This is a genomic window from Corallococcus sp. CA049B, from assembly GCF_003611685.1.
Classification (GTDB): domain Bacteria; phylum Myxococcota; class Myxococcia; order Myxococcales; family Myxococcaceae; genus Corallococcus; species Corallococcus coralloides.
The window spans coordinates 1-22,049 of record NZ_RAWC01000005.1; the positions used below are offsets into that span (position 1 = coordinate 1).

The 22,049-nt window shown below is 70.4% G+C and carries 19 protein-coding genes; 8 read left to right on the forward strand and 11 right to left on the reverse strand.

What is annotated here, in order from left to right:
* From D7W82_RS01870 to tssK, 6 genes are all read right to left on the reverse strand, one after another.
* A partial coding sequence (locus D7W82_RS01870; protein ID WP_120616674.1) for a hypothetical protein occupies window positions 1-423 on the reverse strand: 423 nt, incomplete at its 3' end.
* Complete coding sequence (locus D7W82_RS01875) at window positions 420-4,121, reverse strand: type VI secretion IcmF C-terminal domain-containing protein (RefSeq protein WP_120616675.1); 3,702 nt, start codon at window positions 4,119-4,121, stop codon at window positions 420-422. The genes D7W82_RS01870 and D7W82_RS01875, both read right to left, overlap by 4 nt.
* 3 nt (window positions 4,122-4,124) lie before the next feature.
* On the reverse strand, window positions 4,125-4,436 hold the full coding sequence (locus D7W82_RS01880) for a hypothetical protein (RefSeq protein WP_233587243.1): 312 nt from the start codon (window positions 4,434-4,436) through the stop codon (window positions 4,125-4,127).
* A complete protein-coding gene (locus tag D7W82_RS01885; protein ID WP_120616676.1) occupies window positions 4,433-5,071 on the reverse strand; it encodes a DotU family type IV/VI secretion system protein in 639 nt (212 codons plus the stop codon). The genes D7W82_RS01880 and D7W82_RS01885 overlap by 4 nt, the downstream gene beginning before the upstream one ends.
* A 12-nt stretch (window positions 5,072-5,083) precedes the next feature.
* Complete coding sequence (locus tag D7W82_RS01890; RefSeq protein ID WP_120616677.1) at window positions 5,084-5,662, reverse strand: hypothetical protein; 579 nt, start codon at window positions 5,660-5,662, stop codon at window positions 5,084-5,086.
* Between the two features lie 28 nt (window positions 5,663-5,690).
* On the reverse strand, window positions 5,691-6,944 hold the full coding sequence (gene tssK, locus D7W82_RS01895; RefSeq protein ID WP_120616678.1) for a type VI secretion system baseplate subunit TssK: 1,254 nt from the start codon (window positions 6,942-6,944) through the stop codon (window positions 5,691-5,693).
* Window positions 6,945-7,254: 310 nt separating this feature from the next.
* On the opposite strand from tssK, the gene tssB reads away from it, so the two are divergent.
* The 3 genes from tssB to D7W82_RS01910 are packed head-to-tail and all read left to right on the forward strand — an operon-like array spanning window position 7,255 to window position 10,063.
* Window positions 7,255-7,815 carry a type VI secretion system contractile sheath small subunit gene (gene tssB / locus D7W82_RS01900; protein ID WP_120616679.1) on the forward strand — a complete coding sequence of 187 codons (561 nt, stop codon included), beginning with the start codon at window positions 7,255-7,257 and terminating at the stop codon, window positions 7,813-7,815.
* 50 nt (window positions 7,816-7,865) lie between these two features.
* A complete protein-coding gene (gene tssC, locus D7W82_RS01905) occupies window positions 7,866-9,383 on the forward strand; it encodes a type VI secretion system contractile sheath large subunit (protein WP_120616680.1) in 1,518 nt (505 codons plus the stop codon).
* Between the two features lie 32 nt (window positions 9,384-9,415).
* On the forward strand, window positions 9,416-10,063 hold the full coding sequence (locus D7W82_RS01910; RefSeq protein WP_120616681.1) for a hypothetical protein: 648 nt from the start codon (window positions 9,416-9,418) through the stop codon (window positions 10,061-10,063).
* 57 nt (window positions 10,064-10,120) lie between these two features.
* On the opposite strand, the gene D7W82_RS01915 is transcribed toward D7W82_RS01910, so the two are convergent.
* Window positions 10,121-10,720 (reverse strand): hypothetical protein, encoded by a 600-nt coding sequence (locus D7W82_RS01915; RefSeq protein WP_147439176.1) that lies wholly within the window; start codon window positions 10,718-10,720, stop codon window positions 10,121-10,123.
* A gap of 54 nt (window positions 10,721-10,774) precedes the next feature.
* Between D7W82_RS01915 and D7W82_RS01920 the strand changes: the two genes are divergently transcribed.
* The 5 genes from D7W82_RS01920 to D7W82_RS01940 are packed head-to-tail and all read left to right on the forward strand — an operon-like array spanning window position 10,775 to window position 16,401.
* Entirely contained in the window at window positions 10,775-11,743 is a 969-nt protein-coding gene (locus D7W82_RS01920; protein ID WP_120616683.1) for a type VI secretion system protein IglI family protein, read from the forward strand.
* A gap of 13 nt (window positions 11,744-11,756) precedes the next feature.
* Window positions 11,757-12,701, forward strand: coding sequence for a hypothetical protein (locus D7W82_RS01925; RefSeq protein ID WP_120616684.1), 945 nt, complete (start codon window positions 11,757-11,759; stop codon window positions 12,699-12,701).
* Between the two features lie 14 nt (window positions 12,702-12,715).
* Window positions 12,716-13,102, forward strand: coding sequence for a GPW/gp25 family protein (locus tag D7W82_RS01930; RefSeq protein WP_120616685.1), 387 nt, complete (start codon window positions 12,716-12,718; stop codon window positions 13,100-13,102).
* On the forward strand, window positions 13,099-14,730 hold the full coding sequence (locus D7W82_RS01935; RefSeq protein WP_120616686.1) for a hypothetical protein: 1,632 nt from the start codon (window positions 13,099-13,101) through the stop codon (window positions 14,728-14,730). The genes D7W82_RS01930 and D7W82_RS01935 overlap by 4 nt, the downstream gene beginning before the upstream one ends.
* Window positions 14,731-14,733: 3 nt before the next feature.
* Entirely contained in the window at window positions 14,734-16,401 is a 1,668-nt protein-coding gene (locus D7W82_RS01940) for a type VI secretion system baseplate subunit TssF (protein WP_120616687.1), read from the forward strand.
* A 1-nt stretch (window position 16,402) separates the two neighbouring features.
* Here D7W82_RS01940 and D7W82_RS01945 read toward each other — a convergent pair whose 3' ends face one another.
* The 4 genes from D7W82_RS01945 to D7W82_RS01960 all read right to left on the reverse strand — a co-directional run bounded on the left by D7W82_RS01945 (window position 16,403) and on the right by D7W82_RS01960 (window position 21,992).
* Window positions 16,403-16,789: a DUF4280 domain-containing protein gene (locus D7W82_RS01945; RefSeq protein ID WP_120616688.1), complete on the reverse strand. Its 387-nt coding sequence runs from the start codon at window positions 16,787-16,789 to the stop codon at window positions 16,403-16,405.
* Window positions 16,789-18,471 carry an AMP-binding protein gene (locus tag D7W82_RS01950; protein ID WP_120616689.1) on the reverse strand — a complete coding sequence of 561 codons (1,683 nt, stop codon included), beginning with the start codon at window positions 18,469-18,471 and terminating at the stop codon, window positions 16,789-16,791. Before D7W82_RS01950 ends, D7W82_RS01945 begins: the two co-directional genes overlap by 1 nt.
* The gene (locus D7W82_RS01955; RefSeq protein WP_120616690.1) at window positions 18,468-19,508 is read right to left on the reverse strand and encodes a hypothetical protein; all 1,041 of its coding nucleotides are present in this window, start codon (window positions 19,506-19,508) and stop codon (window positions 18,468-18,470) included. The genes D7W82_RS01950 and D7W82_RS01955 overlap by 4 nt, the downstream gene beginning before the upstream one ends.
* Before the next feature lie 162 nt (window positions 19,509-19,670).
* Window positions 19,671-21,992, reverse strand: a complete 2,322-nt coding sequence (locus tag D7W82_RS01960) for a PAS domain-containing sensor histidine kinase (RefSeq protein WP_158617558.1) — start codon at window positions 21,990-21,992, stop codon at window positions 19,671-19,673.
* Window positions 21,993-22,049: the final 57 nt, after the last annotated feature.

Below are 22,049 nucleotides of genomic sequence, written 5' to 3' on the forward strand. Positions count from 1 at the left end.
GTCGCCTTCCCTGGGGGCCGCGGGCTGCGTTCCCGTGCGGATGCGCCCTTCGAGCAGCTCGATGTCCAGCGAGCCGGGGGCGGGGGCGTTCACGAACTGCTGCCAGGTGCCGTCCGGCGCGGTGAAGAGGAACGACACCGCCACCGGCGCGTTCTCCGGCAGCGGCACCTTCATGCGCTGCAGCGTGCCCGGGTAGATCAGCGCCGACAGCAGCACGTCCGCGTCCGGCTGGAAGATGCGCGCGGAGACCTCGCCGTAGGACTCCACGGCGAACTGCTTCGGGTCCACCTTGCGCACCAGCATGTACAGGGGCCGGCCCTGGTTCGTCCCTGACGGCGCCTTCACGCTCAGTTGCAGCGTGCTTGGCTGGCACGCGGCCAGGAAACACAGCGCCAGGGGGATGCAGCTCGCCCACGGTTTCATCGCGGCACCTCGCGGAATGGGATCCAGGGCTCACCCTTGAGCCCGAAGCGCAGGTCCATCACCCCGTCCGTGGCGGTGGCACCCCGCGCTCGCAACGACCAACGGCGGTGCTGCGGGTCTTCGGTGGACTGCGACGACTCAAGCAGCCGGAAGCAGCTCCACGCCGAACGCGACTTCTCCAGCGACGCGTACTGCACCGACTGGTCCGCGGGCGCGCGCACCTCCAGCATCAGCGACGCCGTCTGCTGGTCCCACCACGCCAGCGGGAACTCCTGCCACGACGGACTCTGGTTGTACGCGAGGAACGTCGTCTTGCCGCACTTCAGCGAACCCAGCGTCACGAAGCTGCCCTGCGTGGGCGCCTTCGGCAGCGGCAGCGGCATCACCTGCAAGAGCAATGGCCGGGGCCGCCCCTCCGTGTCCCACAACATGCGGGCCAGCCGCGACAGCCTCCCCAGCGTGGGCAACATCCCCTGCGGCAACGACAGCCGGGACTGGAGCGCGCCTCGCGCCACCCACTCCGAGCCTCGCTCCTCGCACACGGGCGCCAGCACCCGCGTCACGAACTCCCAGAACGCGCCGTCCTGCTTGCGCAGGACCTCCAGGTCTCCCGGATCCACCTCCTGCGACGCGTCCGGCGTGAACGGGTAGCGATTCAGCAGCGGACGCAGGAACCGGCTCGAGGCGTCGTCCCACTGCCGCTCCAGCGTCCGCTCAATCTCGCGCTGTCCCAGCTCGCGCACCGCGAGGAACGGCTGGCGGAAGGGCTGCCGCAGCTCTCCGATGAGCCCCTGCTGATCCAACCACGCGTCCACCTTGCGCAGGTAGGACGTGTCGTCCTCCAGCATCATCGCGAAGGCCAGGCGCCCCAGCGGCGTCAGCAACTCCGGCAACCTCGCGGCGCCGCTGGCCGGCTGCGCGGTGCCGGTGGCCAGACCTCCGTTGAGCGACGCCGTCGCCTCCGCGGGCACCACGCCCGGACGGGGCACCGCGTTCAGCTCGTCCGACATCTGGGCCACGAGCGCCCGGTACGGGTTGAGCGCGGTGTAGTTGCCCGTCTCATCCGGCTTCATCACCGTGGCGATGGGCTTGAACGGCGCTACAGCATTGCGCAGCGACTCGTAGAAGGGCCCGTCCAGCGGCTCCAGCGCCACGCCCTGCGCCACGTCGCGCAGCATGTCCACCAGCTCCGAGGACGGCTGCGTGAGACGCGACAGCTCCTCCGCCAGGAGCGCCGGAATCACCGCCTGGAAGCGGTAGGTGGACACGCGCTGGAACAGCCGGTTGCGGTACTGGAACGCGAACTGGTTCACCTTGCGGCGCACGTGCTCCTGGCGCTGCGACACCTCCTCCACCGGGAGCCCCGCGCCCTTGATGCGCGTGGTGAACTCGTCCACCAGCGGGCGCAGCCGCGTGTCGAACTCCAGCCGGTCCGCCGCCAGGGTCGCGCCGCCCCGCGACGCCACCGCCTCCTCGCCCTCCACCACGCCGAAGGGCAGGCGCCCCGTCTTCTCGTGGTAGCGCAGCAGCGCCTGGTGCAAGAGCCGCGAGCCGTCCTTGGGGCGGAACTCGAAGGTGCTCTGGAGCACCGGCACCTGGAGCACCGCGGGGCCGTTGCCCGGCAGCCACAGGCCGTCGCGCACCAGCAGCTCCGCCACGGTCATCTTCTGCACCGCCTTCACGCCCAGGTACGCCTCTTCCTCCATGCGCAGCACGTTCGTCAGCGCGTCCCGGTGGTCGTTGATCCACGCCACCGTCTTGAGCGTGGAGGGGATGCCCCGGAAGCGGCTGGTGTCCACGCGCGCCTCGGAGGCGGCCAGGAGCTCCAACGCCCGCGGCAGGCTGCTGAAGCGCGCGCTGTCGTCCAGCAGCGCCTGGAGCCTGCGGCGCTCGTCCTGCATGGACTCCAGCTCCGCGTCCAGCCGCTCCAGCTCGCGCGGCTCCACGGCCCGGTTCGCCAGCAGGTCCTGTAGCCGCCGCAGGTGCGCCTGCCACGGCATCAGCTGCGCCTCCAGCGTGAGCGGCTCCGGGAAGGGCCAGCGCGCCCAGCTGGCCTCGGGCGTGTCCGGCGCGGACCACGGCGGGTTGCTCATGGTGACGTAGTCGGCCACCAGGGACTCGTTCAGCCCCACCGCCGTCACCCACGAGCGCCCTGCCTCCAGCGCCGCCACGTCGCCCGCGGGCTCGGCCGCGCCTCCCTCCGACACGAAGCTCCAGTTCGGGCGCGTCTTCAGGCTGGACAGCACCAGCTGCCCCAGCGGCTCCTCGCGCGAGCCGTGCAGCGTGGCCAGCAGGTAGACGACCTGCTCCGGACGGCACGTGTCCGGCTGGCGGTGGCACTTCTCCAGCGCGGGCCGGATGTGCGCCTCGCGGATGCCCCGGGCCAGGCGCTGGCGCAGGTCCTCTCGCGCGCCGGTGAAGCTGTAGCGCAAGAGCGGCCACGCGTTCATCGCGCTCCACAGCGAGTCCAGGGAGTGGCCCGCCGCGAGCACCGGCTCCTGCACCGCGGCCCCGGACACCGCCTGCCCCTGGTCGCGCATGCGCTGGACCATGTCCTCGAAGCGCTGCACGCGCGTGCGCGCCTGGCCCAGCCTCCAGGCGAAGTGCCCGTACGCGGCCAACAGCGGCAGCGCGAACGCCAGGCCCAGCAGCACCGCCCGGCGCAGGTGCGTGTGCAGGTAGCGGTCGTGGACCGCTCGCGCCGTGCTGGCCTCGGCGGACACGGAGAGGACGTCCGGGTCTCTTGCGTCCTTGTCCGCGGAGGACAGCGACACCGTGGCCAGCCGGGGCGCGTACGCCAGCGTCTGGCCCTCCATCAGCGCAGTCACGAAGCGCGACAGCGCCTCGAAGGGCGCGTGGCCTTCCGAATAGAAGCGCTCCAGCCGCTCGAAGGACTCCACCGGCAGCGCCGTCAGGCCCAGCGCCAGGTACTGCTCCTGCGCCTTGAGCAGCGAGCCCAGCCTGCCCTCCTGGCCGGGCGGGGGCAGGGGGAAGCGCAGCGGCACGTGGTGCGCGCGCAAGAGCTTCGCGAAGTCCGCGTAGCCCTCGCGCTCATCCAGGTGGGTGAGGCACACGCGCGTCTCGAACGCGCCCCCGCGCACCTCCGCCAATAGATTCAGCTTGCCCCGCATCAGCTGCGCCGCCCGGCGCACCTCGTCCGGGGGCGTGTCCTGAAGCCAGCGCGCGTCCAGCACCAGCACCGCCAGCGTCTGCTGGCCGCCGCCGAAGCTGTCCTTCCACAGCCGGCGCAGGGCCTCGCGCGCCTGGGGCGACTCGTCCTCCAACAGCTGCGGGGACACCTCCTGGGCGACGACGTCCGCGCCCAGGTACACCTGGAGCAGGGAGTCCGTGAGGAGGCTGGGCAGGAACTGCCGCGCCTGCCGCTTCCAGTCCAGGTCCAGCTCGATCAGCCGCGACTTGCCCGCGCCCGCGGGCCCCAGCACCACCACACCTGGCAGGTCCCGTACCGCCACGCGGTGGCGCAGGGGCAGCCCGGCCAGGAACTTCTCGCGCACCTTGCGCAGCCGGTTCTTCGCCAGGGGCTCCGGCGCGGCGCTCCCTCCGGCCGGCGCGCTCTTGCGCTTCGCGCGCCACACGAGGAACAGCGGAATGCCAATGGCCAGCAGCGCCACGAGGAGCAGCGCGTAGGGCTTCCACTTCGGCGGGATGAACGCGATCAGTTTCTTGATGACATCCATGGCTCAGCGCTCCCCCCAGCCCAGGACGTTCCCAGCCCGACCCGCGCGATGCAGGGCCTCCAGGACGTCCTCCAGCGTGTCCACCGTGCCCGCGAACGACGCTCTCGCCTTCTCCTGCTCCTCCGGCGACAACCGCGCGTCACCCGGCCCCGGCATCAGGCGGGCCAGCGTCTGTCCCAACTCGTCCAGCATGGGCTCCAGGCCGTGGCGCCCGACCCCCAGGCGTGCGGCGACGGTCTTGCGCACCTCCTGGAGCAGGGCGGGCGCCGCGTCGAGGGTGGCCGCGGGCGCGGGCGGAGCCGCTTGTGGCTTCACCGGGTCACCCACCAGAGCAGGCACTGCAGCCCCAGCACGCTCGCGGCGCTGGCCGCGTAGTAGCGGGCGGGGAAGGTGTAGAGCAGGGGCCCCAGGGACTCGCCGGCCGCGCTGGTGGCCGGCTGTGGCGGGGGCGTGACGATGCGCGCGGACAGCCGCTCCTGGTACTCGCGCAGCTTCGCCGTATGGCCCAGGTAGCGGCCTCCGAAGCCCGCGGTGATGCAGAAGTGGAGCATCTCGAAGAGCAGCGCGGGCGAGCCCGGCTGGTCCAGGCGTTGATCCGCCAGCGTGTAGAAGGCCTCGCCGCCGCCGTCCTCGCCGAAGAGGCGGTACTGCAAGAGCGGCCACAGCGGCTGCTCCGCGTCCGAGAGCCGCAGGAGGACGCGCTCGTCCACCAGGTACGTGAAGGGCTTGAGCGCGTCCTGCACCTCTTCATCACGGGCGTGGGCGCCCAGGCCCGCGCGCAGCCGCTCGATGACCTCCAGGAGCTCGTCGTGGAGACGGCGCAGGCCCTCGCGGCCCAGGAGCCCCGCCGCCGCGGCCGAGCCGGGCGCGGACTGCGGCAGCCACCCGTCCACCACGGACTGGGCCTGCCGGTACTGCGTGAAGACGACCTGCCAGTGCTCGAGCTTCATCCGCGCCCCCCGTCAACCCACGTTCACCATGCCGCCCTTGAGTTCCGCCACGCCGTCCGCCTTGAGCCCCAGCTTCGCCTTGGCGGTCACCGTCACCTGCGCTCCCTCCATGGCGATGTCCTTCTGGCCCTCCGCCTTGACGGAAGGGGCCTTCAGGGCCACCGCGCCGCTCTTGGCCTCCACCTGGATGTCGTCACCCTCCACGGTGAACTTCTTCGCCGCCTTCAGCGTCACGGCCTCGTCCGAGGAGAAGGTCGCGTCCTTGGCCGCCTTCTGCGTCAGCGCGTCCTTCGTGGTGACCGTGAAGGCCTTGGCGCTCTCCAGCGCGAACGTGTCGTCGCTCTTCCACGACGACGCCTTCGTGGACGTCACCTCGATGGTCTCCGCCTTCAGCACGAAGGACTTGCAGGTCACCGTGACGCTGTCCTGCTTCTGCACGATGGTGCTGGTGGCGCTGTCACCCTTCACCTCCAGGGTGATGGCCTCGCCGTCCATCTTCACCGTCTGGAGGATCTTCCCGTCCTTGTCCTCCGTGGTGAGGATGAGGCCCTTCTCCTTGTCCATGTCGATGATGCAGATGAGCTTGGGCATGCGCGCCGTTTCCCCCGTCGGTCCGCCGTCAGGCCCTGCGCCAGTAGAGGAGCACCTGCGCCCCTTCGAGCGCGGGCGTGGCGAAGAAGGTGAGCCCGTCCTCGCGCGTCGCGGACTGCCACTCCTCGCTCTGGGGCGTCAGCTGGTACCAGTCGATGTCCGCGTCGAAGGCGTGGGGGAACGACGGGAAGGCCACGTGCCGGTACGGGACGCCCTTCAAGGCCTGGCGCCGCACCGCCGGCAGCCGCAGGGGGCTGGCCAGCTTCACGCCCTCCATGGAGCGCGGCCGGTCGCGCTCCTGGCGGCGCACCAGCAGGTAGAAGTCATCCGGCGGCGGCGTCTCCCTGGGCAGCGGGGTGAGCTTGAAGTGGCCGTCCTGGAAGTCGAAGGCGCGGTAGGACATGGGGCTGGCCTGCGGGCGGAAGCCGCGCGTGAGCAGCTCCATCCACCGCGCGATCCCCGGGCCCGGCGCTTCGTGCTCGTACGCGGGCAGGTCGTCGTCCGGCTCCGCCTCCAGGTAGCAGCACGTCTCGAAGTACAGCCGCCGCAGCGCCTGCACCAGCGGGTACGGCGGCGGCTGAAGGCCGTGGCGCATGTCCTGGCGCAGCACCTGGAGGCTGCGCACCTCGCACAGCGCCCGCCGCGCGCTGGCCAGCCGGTCGCCCCGCACCAGGCCCTCCCGCAGCGACGTGCGCAGCTGCCCCTGCGCCTGCTGGAGCAGGCCGTCCAGCTGCTCGAACAGGGGCTCCAGGAACGGGTGGGGCCCCACGCTCAGGAGCGGCGGCAGGTGCGTGGCGGACAGCCGCCAGGGCCCGTCCGCGTTCCGGGTGAAGACGGCCAGCGACAGGCTGCTCACCGTGTCGTCCACCACCGGCTCCAGCGACAGGCACAGCCGCCGTCCCGCGCGCACCACGCTGGGGGCTTCACCGCCCGCGGGCGCCAGGTCCTCGCGGGGCTCCAGCACCCCCAAGAGGTGCAGATACACCGTCACCCGCGTGCGGCCCGTCTCCTCGAGTGACAGCGGCGTCACCTCCGCGTTGCCCGGCACCTCCAGCAGGTGGCCGCCCGGTAACACCGCGGTCAATTCCTCCAGCGCCACCGAGCCCTTGGCGAGCAATACATCGTTGAAACGCAGGCTGCTCACGCCCACCACCGGCAGGCCCGCGAAGCCCGCGTAGCGCCGGGCCTCCGTGGAGAGGGATTCCTCCTGGGCCCGGAAGTGTTCGGGCAGCAGGGTCTGCCCTTCCTGCCACAGGACTCGCGCGAGTGTGTCTGGGTTCATGACCAGGGGCGGCAGGAGCGGGTTTGCTGTCACGGGGACCGCCCGAGGCAAATACTTGCTTGGGCTGGGTGACAGTGTTTAGAAAAAGCTACCGGCCTGGAGCCAGCGGCGTCAAGTGAGCCTGGCTGATCCACCGTGTATGGTTTCATGCCCTGGAGGGCAGGGAATGCCACGGGTTGGGTCTTAATTGGCACCCCGGGTATCAATGTGCCCAACATGTCAGGTCATATGTTTGGGGTGTATTGCTTTTGTGTATTCGCATGGTTTATCAATTCCTGCACAAACTGCGGTTCAGTTCTTGGGGGTACTCATGGCCATCACCGACGAAATTCCCAGATCACGCATCACGCTGACCTACCGCACGCAGGTGAATGGCACCCGGGCGGACAAGGCGCTTCCGTTCCGGCTGCTGGTGATGGGGGATTTCTCCCGGGGCACGTCCAACGACCGCAAGAAGGACCTGGATCAGCGGGAGATCCGCAACCTGGATGGCAAGAACCTGAACCAGGTCATCCAGAACATGGGCATGACGCTGAACTTCAGCGTGCCCAACCGCGTGGACAAGAAGGACCCGGTGGATGGCTCGGCGCCGGCGCCGCTGCAGGTGAGCCTCAAGCTGGACTCGATGAAGTCCTTCAGCCCCATGGACGTGGCCCGCCAGGTGCCGAAGATCAACGCGCTGCTCACGCTGCGCAAGCTGCTGCTGGAGCTGCAGGGCAACCTGGACAACCGCAAGGAGTTCCGCCAGCTGGTGCGCCAGCTCGCGCAGAACCCGGAGGCCGTCCAGAAGCTGAAGACGGAGCTGGCCGCGTTCAAGTCCATGAGCCTGCCGAAGCTGGCCGCGACGAACCCGCAGCCGCCGACGACGTGATGCCGGGCAGAAGCCCCTTCCCACGACCTTCCTGAACGAGGCCTTTCTCCATGCCGACCCCTCCTGCGTCTTCCACCACCGCGACGACCGCCGTGGCCGATGTGCCCCTGGACCTTCCGCTGTTCCTCAACAGCGTGCGCCTGGGCTCCGTGCCCGCTGCGCGCGACGCCTCCGCCCAGACGGACCTGCTGGTCATCCCCGACGACGCCACCCCGGAGGAGCGCTTCGTCTCCAGCCTGGCGGCCATGGTCCACAACATGGACACGGACGAGGGCCGGTTCGACAAGCAGACGGTGCAGGAGCTGGTGGGCACCATCGACGCGCTGGTGTCGGATCAGCTCAATGCGGTGTTGCACGCGCCGGAGTTCCAGGAGGTGGAGGCGCAGTGGACGGCGCTCAACGACCTGGTGCGCAACACCAACTTCAAGGCCAACATCGAGCTGAGCCTGCTGGACGTCTCCAAGGAGGAGGCCTACAGCGACCTGGAGACGAACGCGGCGGACGTCGCCGGTTCGGAGTTCTTCAAGAAGCTGTACGTCGCTGAATACGACCAATACGGCGGCGCCCCCTACGGCGCGCTGGTGGGCCTGTTCGAGTTCGCCAACACGCCGCAGGACATGCTGTGGCTCAAGACGATGGGGAAGATCGCCGCGGCCAGCCACGCGCCGTTCGTGGCGTCCGTGTCCCCGCGCTTCTTCGGCTGCGACACCATGAAGGAGGTGTCCCAGCTGCGCGACGTGTCCAGCCTGCTGGATTCGCCCAAGTACTCCGCCTGGAACGCGCTGCGTGAGACGGACGAGGCCGCCTACGTGGGCCTCACGCTGCCGCGCTACATCGTCCGGCCGCCCTACAACCCGGAGACCTACCCGGCCCCCGGCATGAACTTCACGGAGGCGGTGAAGGGCGACAAGGAGGAGGAGTACCTCTGGGGCAACGCGGCGATGCTGTTCGCGCGCAACCTGGTGCGCTCGTTCGCGGGAAGCGGCTGGTGCCAGCACATCCGCGGCCCCAAGGGCGGCGGCCTGGTGGCGGGCCTGCCCGTGCACCTGACGCACCTGCGCGGCGAGGAGGAGATGAAGCTGCCCGTGGAGATGTCCATCCCGGACTTCCGCGAGCTGGAGCTGGCCAACGGCGGCTTCATCCCGCTCATCCACAAGAAGGGGAGCGCGGAGGCCGTCTTCTTCAGCGTCCAGTCCCTCAAGAAGGCCAATGTCTTCGAGGACGCGAAGGACTCGGAGAACTCGCAGCTGGTGACGAACCTGGCGTACACGTACTCCATCAGCCGCATCGCGCACTACGTGAAGGCCATCATGCGCGAGAACATCGGCAGCACGGCCAACGCGCAGTACATGCAGCAGCAGCTGGACCGGTGGATCTCCCGGTACGTCACCACGCTGGTGAACCCGGATGACCTGACGCTGCGCTACTACCCCTTCAAGGCCTACAACCTCTCCGTGGCGGAAGTGCCCGGCAAGGTGGGCTGGTACCACTGCAACCTCTCCGTCCTCCCGCACATCCAGTTCGAAGGCATGAACGTGGACCTCCGCGTGGATGCGCGGCTCGGCTGACAAACCCCGCAGCAAAATGGAGGACCGAAACCATGGGTGATGGACCGCTTGGCATTTCGTGTGACTGGCAGCAGACCATCCAGCAGCGCCCCCAGAAGAACGTCCCGGTGGGCTACCTGCTGGACATCAAGGGGCTGGGCAAGGACGACGGCTCCTTTCCCAAGAGCAACGGCCTCTTCTACACGCCGTTCGACGGTGAGGCGACCTTCAGCGAGGTGAAGATCGAGAAGGTCGGCGCGAAGAACGCCGTGCGCTGTGTGGGCTTGATTACGCAGCTCCAGTGGGAGGGCGGCAAGCTGGACCCCATTGACTTCACCGTGCTCATCAGCCCGGAGAACAAGCCGGACTTCACGGGCATCACCAACACCGAGCTCAAGAAGCTGGTGTTCTGGGTGTGCGAGTGGGACAGCGCCGCGGGCAAGTGGTTCGAGAAGTGCTACCCCCTGGGCGACGAGTCGGGGGGTGAGGCCAACATGCTCAAGGGCCGCATCAACCAGAAGGGCAACGAGGTGATGCTGCACGTCGGTGAGCCGGAGAACGTGGGCGTCACGGACGTGAAGTTCTGCCAGATGACCTTCCAGGTCATCCCGGACAAGCTGAACCTCTGCAACATCCACTACAGCCACAACTCCGAAGCCAAGGACGTCTACAGCTGGGGCTACAAGGAAGGCGGCCAGTAGTCGCCAGGTGAAGGGACGGGGAGGGCGACACGCCGCTCCCCGTTCTGCTTTTTCAGCTCACTTGTCACTGCCCCACTTGGTGACCCGGCGCTCCTGGGAGTTGGTGGCGAACTCCAGGGTGGTGCTCTTCTTCGGAGCGGGCACCACCCGGAAGTCGAAGCGGTGGAAGCGGATGTCCAGGTCGGTGGCCAGCGTGGTGGGCTGGTTGTCCAGGAACACCTTCGGGCGGCCCTTCTCGGTGTCCATCAGCGCCTCGGCGGTGGCGGGGCTCTTGAGCTTCGCGGCCTCGAACCAGGTATCACCCGCTTCATCGAAGTCGATGATGGCCCACGCCAGCTTCAGCCGCAGGTTGTCCAGGGGCTTGGCGAAGTGGTTGAGCACGTTGGCCGCGGTGGCGCGCCCCACGTACACGCTGAAGTCCAGGGGACCGGAAGCGCCATTCATGGACAGCCGTCCAATCAGGCCAATGCATTGCGCCGTGGGCCCGAAGTCGCCCACGGTGGGGGAGGCCAGGGTGAGCTCCTTGGTCAGGTTCAATCCCCCGCAGCCATTCCATTCGAGCAGATAGCCCAGCGCGCCACGGAAGCCGGGCCGGTATTGAAACCCGGTCTGCCAATTGCATTCGAGTTCGAGCAAGTCGGGTTTCGCGATGGCCATGGGTGTCTGTCCTTGTGAATGAAAGACATGTAACATGAAGTGGAAAGACAGACCATGAGAGACCTGAGCCTGTGCCTGCGCCCCGTGGAGGGCGGATCGCTGGAGCGCCTGGAGTCGCATGACGCGCGCTTCCTCACGGTGGCGGACCTGGTGCAGCGGGAGTCCTACGCGGAGGCCGCGGACGCCATCGAGGCCCTGGACGGTGAAGGGGTCTACGAGGTCCGGCTGTCGGCCTACTACCTCTTCGCGGCGCTGCGCGAGGACGGGCTCGTGCGCCTGCCGGAGGTGCTGGAGGTGCTGGTCGCGCTCGCGCGCGCTGCGGCGGAGGAGGCCGCGCGGGGAGAGGGCAAGGACAAGTCCAAGCCCGCGGTGTTGCTCAACAAGGCGCTGACGTGGCTGTTCCAGACGCTGCTGAGCGCGCTGAAGTATCACCACGGCAAGAAGGACGCGGGCTGGGAGGCGTGGACCCAGGGCTTCACGGACGGCAAGCGCAAGGACGCCCTGCGCGGCATCCAGACCTTGCAGGGCGCGCTGGAGGGCTCCGCGTTCCGCAACGGGTCCCAGGGGCTGGCGGGGTTGGGGCAGTGGCTGAAGGAGACGCAGGAGCGCGCGGCCGCTCCCGCGCCGGCCCCGGAGCCCGCGAAGCCGGCCGCTCCCGCGAAGGGCCGGGCCGCGAAGGCCGCCGCGCCGCCTCCGTCGTTCCCCCGCACGACGGGGCCGCTGCAGCTGCGCGGGTCGGCGCACCTGTTGGAGCTGTGCGACAAGCTCAAGGCCTTCGAGGTGCTGGTGGAGCGCGGGGACTTCCAGAAGGCCGCGCTGGTGAGCGACGACGTGCTCCGGACGCTGGAGGACTTCGACCCGCGGCGCTACCTGCCAGAGCTGTTCTCGTCGTTCGGCGCGCTGCTCAACCGCCACGTGGGGGACATCCAGGAGCATTGGGAGCGCAAGGACTCCATGGAGTGGCGCACGCTGTCGCAGTTCTACCAGGTGGACCTGGGCGCCTTCGTGGGGCCGGGCGAGTGAGGCGGCCCCGCTCATGAACGGCGCCTCGCCGCTGCTGTCCCCGCTGGAGCGGCGCATCCGCGCCCGCGCGAAGGACTTCGACCTGGGGCCGCTCTTGCGGCTCTTGGAGACGCAGGGCTATGGCCGGGACCGGGTGCTCTTCGAAAGCAACCCGGAGCCGGTGGCGTCCGTGTCGCTGGTGGAGGCGGTGACGTTCCACGTCTCGCCGGTGCGCCGGGTGGTGGTGACGCTCAACCTGGGCCTTTTGGCCACGCCGGGCCTGTTGCCCAGCTACTTCCTCCAGGTGGCGGAGCAGCTGCCGGAGCCGGAGCCATTCCTCGACTTCATCCGCTTCTTCGACCACCGGCTGCTGCTGGCGCTGGTGAACGCGCTGCACCCCGAACGGGACGCGAACCTGGTGGGGGACTGGGAGCGCACGAAGGGCTTCTACCTGCGCATGGTGGGCGTGGATTCGCAGGCCACGCTCCAGTGGCTGTTCCAGCAGGTGTTCCCGGAGCTGCGCGTGACGTGCGTCCGCCGCTCCTTCCGCACGCGCTTCTCTGGCATGCGGCCCGCGCACGGGCCCACGCCGTTGGATGGCACGGGCTTCCTGGGCCAGGCGTACGCGGCGGACATCGGCGGCTTCCAGGTGGAGGTGTTCGCGGACGAGGAGGCGGACATGCGCGGACGGGACTGGCCCGCGCGGGTGCGCCACCGCTTCCACCGGCACATCCTGCCGCTGCTCGTCCCCGCGCGGATGCAGCTGGAGGTGGTGCTGACGGTGCTCGCGCACGGGCGGACCGTGAAGCTGGGGCCCCGGGGGCAGCTGGGCTACGAGCGGCTGCCGGGCGCGGAGGGCAAGCCGCTGCGGCAGCTCATCTTCCTGGGCGACACGGCCGTGCCGGTGGCCGCGCCTCCTCGGGCCGAAGGCGACCGGCAGGGCATGAGCATGGGCGCGCCGAAGGCAGCCGGACGCTAGGAGGGGAGGGGACCGTGGGCTTTCTGCACCGGAAGTTCCTGGGGGTGGTGGAGACGCCTCGTGAGGCCGTGCTCCGCAACCTGGGCCACCTGCTCCAGGCCAAGCGGGGCGCGGCCTCCGTGCTGCCCGGCTTCGGGCTGACGGAGACGGGGTTCCGCTCGGACGCGGAGCGGCTGGCGGGCCTGGGCGCGGAGATCCGCGAGACGCTGTCGCGCTACGAGCCTCGCGTGGAGGTGGTGGCCATCGACGAGGTGCCCGCGGCGGCGGGCGGCGCGCCTGGCCTGGTGGTGCGCCTGCGCTTGCGTGACTCTCACGAGCCCATGGATTTGCTCCTGGACCCGGGCTCGCGCCGCCTGCGTGAACGGCCCCCGGAAGAGGCAGCTGGGGAGGACGACCCATGAAGTTCACCGAACAGCTGAAGGTGACGCTGGAGCTCAAGGCCGGCGATGAGGCCTTCACGCTGCCCGCGGGCAGCATCAAGCGCCTGTCGGTGAAGGCGCGCTCCTACGGCTTCGAAGCGCGAATCGAGTGGTGGGTGCTCTGCAAGGAGAGCGGCGACGAGGACACGCTCTTCACCCCCTTCACCGACACCAAGCCCCTGACGGCGACGCTGACCGTGGACCGCCGCTACGGCGCGCAGGCGGAGGGGCGCGAGGGCGCGGAGGCCCTGCCGCTGAAGCTCATCGGGCGGGTGGAGGAGCGCCACGTCCGCGAGCGCTCGCTGGCGAACGTGAAGGACGCGCCGGTGATGCAGCGGCGCTACCGCATCCGCCTGGTGGACCCCGCCGCGATGCTGTGGCGCCGCCACTTCCCCAGCGGCGTGTGGGTGGATGAGACGCTGCAAGCCGTCATCCAGGCGAACACGCCTGGGGGGCTGGACGTGGCCTACGCATGGGAGGCCGCGGGGACGAAGCACGGCCTGCACGCGCTGGGGCTGGGCGCGGATGACGACGCCGGCGCCAGCTTCCTGGACTTCCTGCACTGGGTGCAGGCGCGCATGCACGCGGGCATGTTCCTGGACTACGCGGAAGGGAAGTACACGCTCGCGGACGCGAAGCCCGAAGGCGGCGAGGCGCTGGTGCTCACCCGCGACGAGGTGAAGCAGGTGGACCTGCGCTACCCGGAGCCCCGGCGGGACGCGCTGTCGGTGCTCAACAGCTACGTGGACGCCGGCACGAAGCGCAAGGCGGTGGAGAACGCGGACGCCATCGCGGGCGTCCTCACCGAGTGCCTGGTCACCTCCACGCTGGAGGGCACGCTCACGGACCGGGTGACGCTGGAGACGAAGTGCCAGCAGCCGGAGGGCCCGGAGCTGCGGCTGTCCTTCGCGAGCTACCCCCGCGCGTCGCTGGTGCTCAACGGCCTCTACACGCTGGGGGACTTCAGCACGCAGGCCGCGACGCACGGCAAGCAGTACCGGCTCCACACGCTGGAGCTGGACGCGCGCGCCGTGGAGGAGGACGCCGCGCACGACCCGGACAGCACGTCCAACGACTACCAGCTGTCGCTGAAGGCCACGCTGGAGGAGGCGGCGGACCCCACCTTCCGGCGCCCGCGCTTCCGGCCGCCGCGCTGGCCCTTCCTCGCGGAGGGGCGCGTGGTCAGTGAAGAGGGCGGGGAGCCGGAGCGCACGTATCAGATCCGCCAGGACGACGAGACGTCGGTGGAGTCGTACCGGGTGAAGCTGCCCCTGTGGGACAAGGAGGTGCGCGTCCCGTATGAGCCGCACCAGCAGCCCGGGCACTTCTACTTCCCCGCGGACAAGGGGACGCGCGTGCTGGTGTCGCTGGGCTACCAGCACGCGCGCATGGACCGCTTCCTGGAGTGGCGCCCCGGCGCCCGGCTCCCCAAGGAGTCGCAGGGCAACCACCTGCTGCTGGGCAAGACGGACAAGAGCGAGACGTCCATCCAGCACCTGTATCAGGACTCGAAGCCCATGCTGCGCATCCAGCGGACCCTGGAGAAGGACACCCAGCTCATCGAAGTCACCGAGGGCCGGATGTTCCTGCGCGTCCAGGAGGGGGAGTAGGCCATGCGGATGGATGAAGCGCTCTACGCGTCGTTCCTGGAGGAGCTCCAGGCGCTGGAGAAGTTCCGCCTGGGCTACACGGCCCTGCACCCCTCAGCGCCGCTGGATGGCGAGGACGCGGACGTGCGGCGGCTCACGGAGGCCATGGCCCTGTTCACCGCGCGCACGCGCCGGGCGGGGCAGCGCGCGCTGGAGCGGAGCACGCTGCGGCTGTTCCAGCAGCACTTCGCCTACCTGCTCAACCCCATCCCCGCCATGGCCATGTTCCGCGCGGAGCCGGACGCGCGCTTCGTGGACGCCGCGGAGCTGCCCCGGGGCACGCCCTTCCTCCTCAACCCGGGCCTGGGCGGCGGTCCCACGGGGCCGCTCTCCCTGCGCACGCTGGCCCCGCTGCGGCTGTTGCCCGTGCGGCTCACCCAGGCGCGGCTGGAGCGACAGGGCGAGGACGGCGCGCTCCTGCGGCTCGTCTTCGAGGGCGGCTTCCCGCGCAACGACTCACCGGGCGACGTGCGGCTGCACATCAACCACCTCAACGACTTCCGGGCGTCCCTGGCGGTGTTCTTCCAGCTGAAGAGCGCCGTGCGCTCCGCCACCGTGAGCTTCGACGACGAGGCGATGGAGCACGAGGTGAAGCCCTTCGAAGCGCACTCGGGCCCGGTGCGCTTCGGCGCGCCCCGGCCGGTGCCAGCGGAGGGCGAGGCGTCAGAGCACCCGCTGCAGCGGCTGCGACAGCTGTTGCACTTCCCGCAGCAGGAGCTGTTCCTGGAGGCCCGCATCCCGCCGGCCCCCCGCAACTGGCAGGGCTTCACCCTGACCCTGCGCCTGGCGGGCCGCTGGCCGTCGGAGCTGGTGGTGGGGCCGGACTCGTTCGTGGCGCACGCGGTGCCGGTGGTGAACCTGCAGCGCGCCATGGCGGCGCCCGTGGAGCACGACGGCACGAAGGAGCGGCACGCGGTGCAGCACCCGGACTCCTCCATGGGCTTCCGGCTGAACGCGGCCACGGGCGTGTACCAGCTGAGCCCCAAGGGCATGGTGCCCCTGCGCCCTGGCGCCATCTCCGGAGGCGCGGAGACGTACGAGCTGGAGCACGAAGGCCAGGGCCTGGCGCGCACGTCGTGGCTGGCGCTGGACATGCCGGACGCGTTCCTCAAGCCGGTGCGGCTGGGCGTGGACGGCCTGTGGCACCAGCCGCTGCCGCCGCGCTTCGATGCGCGGGGCTACCGGCCGGTGCTGGCGGACCGCTTCCTGGAAGGCGTGCCGTGGAGCCTGGTGGGCGCGGTGGCGCCCGGCGGGGACAACCCGGTGGAGCACGGGCAGCAGGCCCTGTTGCAGCTGCTGGCGCTGCGCACGCAGCGGTTCCTGGGGCGCGAGGACCTGCTGTTCCTCCTGGAGGTGCTGGGCGTGCGGACGCAGCGGCACTTCCGGGAGCTCTTGCCGTCGCTCACGGAGGTGTCCGTGAAGTCCAAGCCCTTCGCCCGGAGCGCCGCGGGCTTCAAGTACGTGTACCAGCTGGGCTTCGGGCCCATGGACGCGTCGCTGCTGCCGCTGGTGGACCTGTTATGCGGCCGGCTGGTGGAGCTGTTCGCCGTCTGGAGCGCGGAGGACGTGGTGGAGCTGGAGGTGCGCCTGCCCCAGCGCGAGGCGCCCCTGCGCTACGTGCCCCTGCCGTGACTCACTTCACCTGCATCTTCGTCTGGCCGGGCACGTTGATCTTGATCATCCCGCCATAGGCGCAGGTGCACATGGACTTGTCGGTGAGCGCGGGCTTGCCCTTGATCAGCACCGTGGGCGAGCCCGGCGTCCAGGGCGCGGGGAGCATGGGCATGCACGGCATGGGCGTGAGGACGCCCATCGCGGCGGCGGTGGCGGCGGCCACGGTGGGGTTGGCCATGGACTGGCACATGCCGAAGGGCGGCACGTTCATGCCCGGGATGTTGTCCATGATGGTGGCCGCGGGCGCGGTGGCGTTCACCATGTTGGCGGGCGGCACCGACAGGGTGGAGGGCGCCAGACCGAAGCTGCACTGGAGCATGGCTCCGGACACGACCTGGATTCCCATCAGCGTGACTCCACCCGGGCGCGCAGCGACGTGAGCGCCTGGAACAAGGGGTCCCCCGCCTTCAGCTTCAGGGAACCCGTGAGGTACTGCGAACGGCACCACTCTTCATCCACCGGCCCGTCCTGCTGGCCGTCCAGGCGCCGGGCGTGGAGCGCGAAGCGCTCGATGCGGTCCGGCAGCGCGTCCGCGCCCAGGGCCTGTTCGATGCGGCGGCGCACGTCCGTCTCGCTGACCTCCACGCCGGGGGGCAAATCTCCGGTGAAGACGAGCAGGACGCTGCGATACGCGCCCGCCATGCCGCTCACCGGCACGGCCAGCCCCACCGCGTCCAGCCGGGGGCCGGGGGGCTCGCGCAGCACGTCCGCGGCCTCCGCGAAGAGGAACACCCGGCCCTCGCGCCGGGGCTCGCGCCCGCCGAAGTGGTGGTACTGGCCGCGCACCCGCGTCAGGACGACGTGCGCGGGCGGCCGTCCGGCGTCGGGCAGCGGGGTGAAGAGCCCCGTGTCTCCCGGGGCGTCCTGCCCGCTGTCGGTGAAGTCGCGCAGCGCCCAGGCGCGCCCGGGCGCCGGGGCGATGTCCGTGTGCACGTCCGCCGCCACGCGCCGGTGCGAGCACAGCACCGCGCCTCCCCACGCCGGGTCCACGCACACGTTGCCGCCGGGCACGCTGGCCAGCCCGCAGGCCTTGAGCGCGTCGCGCCAGGCGTGGAAGTCGAAGGGCGCCTGCGGATCCCTGAACCACAGGCCCACGTTCTTGAGCGGAAGGCGCGCGCGCGCCACCAGGTCGCGCACGGCGGGCGTGAGGCCCAGGGCGCGCACCGGGTGTTCGGTGAGCAGCGCGGGAGAGACGTCCAGGTCCGCGGGCTCCACGTGCAGGTACGTCGCGCCGCGCAGGAGCGTGGTGAAGTACAGCGCCGGCAGGTGCTGGAGCGGGTGGAAGCCCGGAGCGGCCAGGTGGTCTCCCGGGTTCAGGCCGAACGTCAAGAGCCCGTCCACCAGCGCGCTCCGCCACGCGTCCCCGGCGGTGAGCGGCACGGGCACGTCGCTGGGGTTGGCCAGCGGAGAGAAGAGCAGGCCCACCGGCTCGGCAGGCTTGTATGTGTATGACGCGAGCGCGGGCGGCACCTGCGTCTGCAGCGGCAGGAGCCGCGCGGCGTGCTTGCCCAACAGCGGCGCCTGGTGCGGCTCGGCGGCGATGTGCTGGGGCGCGAGCGCGTCCAGCCGGCGCGCCACGAAGGCGCGGGCTCCGGGCGGCAGCAGGCTCACGCACGCGCCCAGGCCCAGCGCGGCGCACAGCGACACCATCAGCTCCGGGCCCGGCGGCAGCATCAGGCACAGCTTCGCGCCCGGCTTCACGCCCAACCCCGCCCAGGCGGTGGCCCGCCGCGTGGCCTGGTCCTGGAGCTGGCGGTAGCTCAGCGTGCGCCAGCCCTGCGTCCGCGAGTACGCGCGCAGCGCGATGCGGTCCGTGGTGGCGTGGCGGGCCACCAGGTCGTGGAAGAAGTCGTGGTGCTGACCGGTGCGGCTCTTGAACGGCGTGCTCCGGCCGGCGTGGACGGGAGCCATCGCGGCGGCGAAGCCGTCCGGATCCTCCCAGCTTCGAGCGAGCCACGCGGGCACGCTGTCCGGAGGCGGCTGGGTGCCGTCGAACGCGGCGAGCACGATGCGCGGCTCGAAGGTCATGGCGAGGACTGGGGCGCGGGTTCAGGGGGGAGCAGCTCGCGGGTGGGCACCGGCTCCACGCTCGAGTCCGGGACGTACTCCGGCCGCGTCCTGAACTCCTCCAGGCGCAGCTGGGGCACCGGCTCCGGGAGCACCTCCATCCGGGGAGGAGGCTCCTGGCGGAACGACACGCCCAGGAGCACCCGGGCGATGGGCGTGCCCGGCGTGCGTCCCAGGCCCGGCCCGGCGAGCGCGTGCAGCTCCAGGCCCTCCGACAGCGGGATGCGCCCGCCGCCGAGCACCTCCACCGCGGGCTGATCCATGTCCGCCGCGAAGGCGGCCTTCACCGCCAGCTCGCCGCGCAGGCCCTGTCCGGTCGTCGTCACCCCGGCGCCCAGGCGGACCTCCAGCGTCTGGCCGGAGGCGCCCGGCGCGGAGAGCGGGTTGCGCGAGCGCAGGAGCACGCCGGCCTCCAGCGCGGGCTTGAGGAACGCCACCTGCGTGCCCATGGCGGCCAGGGCGCGCACGCGAATTCCCGAGTCCCGGCCCAGCACTGCCGCGCTGCCGATGGGCAGGCCCACGCCCAGGTCCATGGCGAGGTCCACGGGGTGCTCGTCACGGCGGGACAACAGCCCCAGGCGCGCCTGTATCTCCGGGGTGCCCAGCCCCTGCGAGGCCAGCGGCGTCAGGCCCAGGGGCGCGGGATCATCCCCCTGCTGCCACAACACCACGGGCACCTGCGCGCCCACCTCCAGCCACGGCAGCACCCCGTAGCTGCCCGCCAGGACGGAGGACGCGCGGTTGCGCACGGCCTCCAGGCGGCGCTCGCCGTTGAGGAGCACGAGCGGCAGCTGCTGATACTGGCCCACCAGCCCCAGGCTCATGCCGCCGGGCACCATCAGCTCGCCGTTGCGCATCACCGCGGTCCCGCGGCCGGGGTTCATCTCCAGATGTTCCAATTCAAAGCCGGGCAGGGCGGATTGGGCCCAGGCGGGCAGGGCGCTCAACAGGACCGCGGCGGCGGCGCCGTGCACGGACAGGAATTTGGACATGGGCATGTTGGCGCTCGGGCCCGCTTCCGGCGGGAGGCGCTCCCCCGTCGGACATCATACCCAGACAGCGATGCGAAACATAGCCGTGCCGGCGGAATGAGCAGGGAATGGGGTCCGCGCGGCCCTGATGCATGGGGTTGGCGACCTGCTCGGTCCTGGTGTTCCGTTTCAGGGGGACGGCAGCTCCACGATGAAGGTCGCACCGTGGCCGGGCTGGCTCAACACGCGCAGGGTGCCGTGGTGGGCTTCGACAATCTGTCTGGTGATGAAGAGGCCCAATCCCAGACCGCCGTAATGCCGTGTCGACACGGCGCGGGTGAATTTCTCGAAGATGGCCTGGAGGCTCCCCGGCGCGATGCCGATGCCTTCATCCCTCACGCTCAGCCGCGCCCGGCCGCGGGCCTGTTCCACGCGAATCGTCACCGGGTGGCCCGAGCCGTACTTCAGCGCGTTGGACAAAAGGCTGCTCGCCACCTGTTCCAGCCGGTGGCGGTCCCAGCGGCCCATGACACCCGGTGTCGCGTGGACGATGAGCTCACAGCCCGCCTTCGCCGCCTGGGCCTGGAAGCGCTCCACCGTGTCGCGCACCACGTCCGTCAGGTCCACGTCCTCCAGCCGCAGCGGCGCGGAGGGGCCCGTGAGCTGGGTCACCTCCAGCAGGTCGTTGATGAGCGTGGTCATCTTCCGGATCTGCCCGGAGATGGTCTCCGCCGTCTTCACCACGCGCTCCCGCAGTGACTCCAGCGTCTGTTCTGTCTGGGCGTCCTTGACCAGGGATTGGAGCTTGAGCTGTAGCGGCGTCAGCGGGGTCTTCAATTCATGCGACGCCACCGTCAGGAATTCGTCCCGGAGCGACACGGCGTGCTGGAGCTGGGCCTGGGTCTTTCTCAGCTCGGTGACGTCCTGGAGCGCCAGGAGGACCGCCTCGGGATGGCCGTGCTGGGCGGGGAGGGTGCCCGCCTCCACCAGCAGGGAGTAATGCCCCGTGGGCGTGTGCCAGACGACGGGCTCCCCGTGCACGGGCTTGCCCCGCACCGCGCGGATGCCGGGGATCTCCTCCATGGTCAGCTCCCGGCCCGCTTCGTCCGTGAAGCGGTGCGCGCCGCCCGTGTAGCTCTCCTCCCGCAGGCCCCCGGGGAAATCGCCGCCGGCCATCTGCCGGGCCGCCTGGTTCACGAAGATGATGCGGCCGGTCACGGGCTCCACCAGGATGATGGCCACCGGCGTCCGGTCCAGCATCGCCTCCAGCCACTGCTGCTGGTTCCTCAGGGACGCGGCGGACTCCTCCAGCTTCTTCCGGGCCTCCACGCGATCCGTCACGTCCACGGCGAACGACAGCACGGAGTCCACCTGGCCCCGCACGTCGCGCAGCGGCTGGTACGCCACGTCGAATTGACGATTCGACTGGACCCCGTCGCCCTGGAAGTCGGCGGTGACCGGGACCTCTTCTTCGATGAAGGCCTCTCCCTGGCGATAGGCCTTGTCCAGGAGCCGTGAGTACTCCGCCGCCCGTTCGCTCACGGCATCCTTGATGGAGGTGCCCAGCAGGTCCGCGCCTCCTGACAGCACCTTGTAGAGGGGGTTCACCAGCGTGAAGACCTGCCGCTCGCCGGAGAGGATGGCGATGGACGCCGGGGCGCTCGTCAGTACGGAGCGCAGCCTCGCGCGCTCGTTCTCCGCCCGGGCCTCCGCCTGCTTGCGCTCGGTGATGTCCTCCGCCGTGGACACCCACTCCTGGATGACGCCCTTCTCCCCGAACACGGGCACTGCCCGGCCCACGACATCCCGGTAGCCTCCCGCGTGGAAGCGCAGGCGGAACTCGCCCCGGTAGGACGTCTTCGTGCGCAGGGACTCCACCCAGCCGCGCACCACGCGCTTGCGGTCGTCCGGATGGATGGCGGTGAGCCAGCCCAGCCCCAGGTGCTCCGCGTGCGTCTGGCCCGTGAAGGCCAGCCAGCGCGGCGCGGGATCCACCACTTCGCCCCGGGCGTTGGTGGACCACACCGGCTGCGCCATGGCCTCCACCAGGGAGCGGTAGCGCTGCTCGCTGGCCTGGAGCGCGTCGTGGGCCCTGCGCTGTTCGGTGACCTCCGACACGATGACGCCGATGCCCAGCAGCACCCCGGCGTTGGTGCGCACCGGGTAGTAGCTGACGAGGAAGTGGCGCTCCGCACCCAGCTCTTTCGAGGTGGCGCCCGCCACCTCCACCGTCTGCGCGCTGCCTCCCTCCAGGATGCGCTGATACTGGGGACGGAGGGTGGGCCACATCTCCGGGACGATGTCCTGGACCTTGCGGCCCAGGTGCGCGGTGCGCGGCAGGCCATTCATGGCGGCGAGCGCGTCGTTCACCTGGACGAAGCGCTGCTCCATGTCCACCACCGCGAGGCCCACCGGCGTGCTCGCCACCAGCGTCTCGAGGAGCAGCCGGGAATGCGCGTCGGAGAGGGTCTCGATGGTCTCCGGGTCGAAGCTTGCGCTGGGGCTGTCCACGCACGCCTCCTTTGACCCCGGCCCTTCCCGGCGAGCTTGGAGGCAGGGCCCCGTGAC